The sequence below is a fragment of the bacterium genome (assembly GCA_018814885.1).
Classification (GTDB): domain Bacteria; phylum Krumholzibacteriota; class Krumholzibacteriia; order LZORAL124-64-63; family LZORAL124-64-63; genus JAHIYU01.
Genome location: JAHIYU010000060.1, coordinates 1 through 4,727, shown reverse-complemented (window position 1 = coordinate 4,727; position 4,727 = coordinate 1). Strand labels below are relative to the sequence as shown.

At 70.3% G+C, this 4,727-nt stretch carries 2 protein-coding genes; both read left to right on the top strand.

Translation table 11 applies throughout. The features are described from left to right. Window positions 1-1,367, top strand: a 1,367-nt coding sequence (locus tag KJ554_03465) for an amidohydrolase family protein (GenBank protein ID MBU0741397.1), incomplete at its 5' end; no start/stop codon positions are given. 81 nt (window positions 1,368-1,448) lie between these two features. Then, window positions 1,449-4,481: a CapA family protein gene (locus KJ554_03460; protein ID MBU0741396.1), complete on the top strand. Its 3,033-nt coding sequence runs from the start codon at window positions 1,449-1,451 to the stop codon at window positions 4,479-4,481. Window positions 4,482-4,727: the final 246 nt, after the last annotated feature.

The following is a 4,727-nucleotide window of genomic DNA, read 5'->3' as shown; positions in this document are numbered from 1 at the left end:
GTGGTAGCGGTTCCGATCTCGCGTACCGCCTCCCTGATGTACGGGCGCGTGTGGTCCCACATGGCCTGCGCGTCTCGCTCCTTTCGCTGGTAGTTGGCGACGACACCGCCCTCGTTCTCGGCCCGGATGACGTGGACGCCGCCGGCCTGTGGCTGCTGCCCGGCGGGGTCGACGTGCATACCCATTTCGGCATGCCGCTGCGCCCCGGCATCACCAGCCGCGGCTGGCGCGAGAGCAGCGAGGCCGCCCTGCGCGGCGGGACGACCACCGTCGTCGACTTCGCCAACCCGGCCAAGGGCGAGCCCCTGCCCTGGGCCGTCGCGCGCTGGCGCGATGCCGCCGACGGCGCCTGCCTCTGCGACTACGGACTGCACGTGGCGGTGAGCGAGATCACGCCGGAACGCCTGGCCGAGCTGGAGAGCGTCGTCGCCGCGGGCGTGCCGACCGTCAAGGCGTTCCTGGCCTACAAGGGACGCCTGATGCTCACGCTCGACGAGATGCGTTTGCTGATGCGACAGGTCTGCGACATCGGCGGGCATCTCCTGGTGCACGCGGAGGACGGCGAGATGAACGCCGCGGCCGAGGCGGAACTCGTCGGCCGCGGGCGCACCGGACCGTCCTGGCACACCGCCGCCCACCCGCCGGCCGCGGAGATCGAGGCCGTGCGCACCGCCATGCTGCTGGCCGAGGACACTGGCTGTCCGCTGACGATCGTGCATCTGTCCACAGCGGGCGGCCTGGAGCTGATCCGCGGCGCGCGGGCGGTGGGCGTGGACATCAACGCCGAGACCTGTCCCCAGTACCTGTTCCGCACCGACGCCTGTTACGCCGGGAGCGAGGATCTGGCCCTGACGGCGATCATGTCGCCGCCGCTGCGCAGCGAACAGGATGCGGCCGCGCTGCGCGCCGGCCTGGCCGCCGGCGAGATCTCCTGGCTCGCCACCGACCACTGCGAGTTCCCGCTGGACCTCAAGCGCCGGGGAGCCGCCCGCGGCTTTCCCGCCATCCCCAACGGCGCCGCCGGCGTGGGCGAGCGGCTGCTGGTCGCGTACACGCTCGGCGTCCGCACGGGCCTGCTGAGCCCGGAGAGCTGGATACGGCTCTGCTGCGATCAGCCCGCCGCCATGATGGGCCTGGCGGGGCGCAAGGGGAGGGTGGCCGCGGGCTACGACGCGGACCTGGTGCTCTTCGATCCCGAGGCCACGGGCACCGTGCTGCCCCAGGGCGCCGATTCGTCTCTGTGGGCCGGCGACGACTGGCGCGGCGCGGTGCGGACCGTGTGGCGTCGCGGCGAGAGAGTCGTCGCGCACGGCCGTCTGGTCGACGCCCCCGGGGCCGGAACGTTCCTGCCCCGCAAACTCCGCTGACGCGCTCCGCTACCCTGATGTGCTACACTCGTACCCGGGCGCCCGTGATCCCCGCCGGAACGGGTCAACGACGAGGTACCAATGCGTCCATCCCCTGCTCGCATTATCCCGGTGCTGGCCATCGCGGTCGTGATCGCGCTCGTCGCGCCGTGCCTCGCCGCGCGCGGCGTCGTGATCGAGGATTTCGAGTCCGACGCGCCCGTGCTGACGTCGTATCCGGATCAGGACGCCGACCCGGGCGCCTGGAGCCTGACCACGGATGCGCACGACGGCGACAACGCCCTGCGCCTGTACGGCAACACCTGGAAGGTCCAGGACGTCGCGGCGGCCGCCGTCACCGACACCACGGTCTGGCGGATCGCGGTCAAGGTCGCCGACCTGGGCGAGATGCACGCCTTCGGCGTCGGCGACGGCGCGCGCGAGCTCTTCTACACCTTCGGCGGCGAGGAACTGCCGGCGCCGGACAACTGGTGGACCGTCTACCAGGGCGCCTTCGCGCGCCACCAGTGGTATACCTACCTCCTGCCCCTCGGCGAGGACTGGCGGGCCACCTACGGCGATCTGCCGGCGATCACGCAACTGGTCTACGTGAACGACGAGGACGGCGGCGCGCCCGGCGAGACCTACTTCGACGCGATCGCCGACGTGACCGGCGACCTGCCCGTGGCGCCGGTGGTGGGCATCCTGCAGACGGTCACGAAGCTGCGCCGCGACACCGAGGGCAATGATCGCGCCACCGTGCAGTTCGAGGCGCTGGTGAACGACCCGGATTCGGCCACGCACGTCTTCCACTGGGACTTCGGCGACAGCACCTTCAGCGACGAGACGGCCCCGCAGCACGTCTTCACCGTGACGGCGGACCACGCCTGGTCGGTCGGGCTGACCGTCACCGATCCGGACGGGCTGTCCGGCTACGCCGCGACCCAGGTGGAGGTGGACCCCGGCGGCGCCGCGGGCCCGATCACCGTCAACTTCGTGGGCGACGTCTTCACGGGCCGCGCCTACGAGTACGCCGGCGGCATCATCGACACCTACGGCGTCGAGGCCCTCTTCGAGCCCACGCTGGGCATCTTCGGCGGGGCGGCCGACGTGAACGTCTGCAACCTCGAGGTCTCCTATACCGACCGCGGCACGCCCCATCCCACCAAGAGCGTGGTCTTCCGCAGCCGCCCGGAGAACAGCGCCGGCATCCGGTACGCGGGCGTGGACCTGGCCGGTCTGGCCAACAACCACATCATCGACTACGGCGAGATCGGCATGCTCGACACCATGGACCTGCTCGACGGCCTGTCGATCCCCTACTTCGGGGCCGGGTCGGACGAGACCGCCGCCCTGCAGCCGGCCTTCCGGACGGAACGGGGCATCCGTCTCGCCTTCGTCGGCCAGTGCAACCGCTGCGGTCGCAAGTGGAACTACCAGCCTTTCCTGGACGCCGGTCCCGGCAAGCCCGGCTTCGCCTTCTTCGTCCCCCAGAACGTGACGCGCGCGCTGGACGGGTTGCACGGGCTGGCCGACGTGGTCATACTGCAGACCCACAGCGGCGACGAGTACGAGACGGCGCCGCCGCCGGGCAAGACCGCCGGCCCGGTCTGGCCGGATGTAACGCCTGAAATCATCGAGGCCACGGACATCGCGCCCGGCGACCCGGACGTCCGCTTCCGCAACGAGCCGTCCCTGGACGATCGCGCCCTGCGCCGCCTGACCCTGGACGCCGGCGCCGATATCCTGATCAACCACCATCCCCACGTGCTGCAGGGCTTCGAGGGATACGACGGCAAGCTCATCGCCCATTCGCTGGGCAACTTCGTCTTCGACCTGTACTACCCGGAGACCTTCCCCACCCTGGTGCTGACCCTGGAGATCGAGAAGAACGGCATCGTCGGCTGCCGCTTCGTACCCGCCTGGATCGACGACTACATCCCCCGGCCGGCCCTCGGCACCCTGGGCTACGAGATCGCCGACCGCATCGCCGACTACTCCACGCCCATGAACGCCCTGGTCACCGTCGACCGCGAAACCAACACGGCCCGGGTCTACCCCGACCGTGCGGGGATCGACTCCACGACAGCGGATCGGACGCTGGAAGTGACGCTGAAGGAGATCGGCGGCTGGTGGGTCTGCGCGCCGACGGCCTTGCCCGACGCGGGCGACCTCTCCGCCCTCGCGGACGCGAGCGGACTCCCGGGCCTGGAAATGCGCTGGGGACGGGAGATCCTGTGGCACGGCGGTTTCGAGGACGAGGGCGCCACCTTCTGGGACGACAACACCGCCGACGAATGGCTCGACACCGCACAGGCCCACGCCGGCACGCGCAGCCTGGCCCTGCGGCGCCGCGACTCCGATCCGGACCAGACCGGCACCGACCTCGAAAAGCACCTGCCCTGCGATCCGACGCGCGAACATTCGGCGCTGGGTTGGCTGCGCGCCGAGAACGCCGCCGAGGCGCGGATCATGGTCCGTTTCTACCCGGACCGCAGCAGCGAGACGCCCCTGAGCAGCACCGACCTCGCCGACCGCTTCACCGGCAGTTGCGACTGGACCCCCCAGTGGGTCGACCTGACGACCCCGGGCAGCGCCGTCTACTTCGAGCTGCGCTGCGGCACCGAACCCCCCGCCGCGGGCACCGGCCTGAGCTGGTTCGACGACCTGGCGCTGGTCGAATGGGAGGCCTGGCAGCCGGCCGGGGCTAGCGCGTCGATCCCCGCACCCAACAACTACCGGTACGTGCAGGTGCGCTCGCCGTCGGCCGCCGCGACGGTCGCCCTGGCGGTGACCGAGACCGTCTACGGTGATCCCGCCACAGCCATCGCGGGGCCAGCCGGGCCGCCGCGTCTGCCGCCGCGGCTGAGCGTCAGCCCGAATCCCTTCAATCCGCTCACGACCATCCGGCTGGAGTTGCCGCGCGCAGGAGCGGCCGATGCCACGGTGGCGATCCATGACCTGCGCGGCCGGCGGGTTGCACTGCTGCACCGCGGACCGCTCCGTGGCGAAATAGCCGCTCTCGTCTGGAAGGGGCGCGATGACCGCGGCCGGGCTTTGCCCAGCGGTATCTACCTGGTACGGGCAGAGATGGACGGTCAGGCGGTTTCACGCAAGATCACCCTGGTGCGGTGATTCGCCCTAGTCCAGCTTTTTCGCCCCTTTCGCGTGATATGATTTGATATAATTATATTTGATTTTTAGTCTTTGACTGATGGAGGCGTCATGAGACACGGATCGGTCTGGCTCGGCCTGGTGATCTTCCTGTCGTCGATGGTCGCGGCCCACGGCGCCGCCGACGGCTCTTCGCGTGCGATCCCGGTGAAACGAGGCCCGGAATCCGCGCGCTCCCCCCTCGAGATCCAGGCCGGAACCACGCCG

Bases quoted from the DNA above. Each gene is read 5' to 3' on its own strand.
- KJ554_03460 (MBU0741396.1), top strand. From the start codon at position 1,449: ATGCGTCCATCCCCTGCTCGCATTATCCCGGTGCTGGCCATCGCGGTC.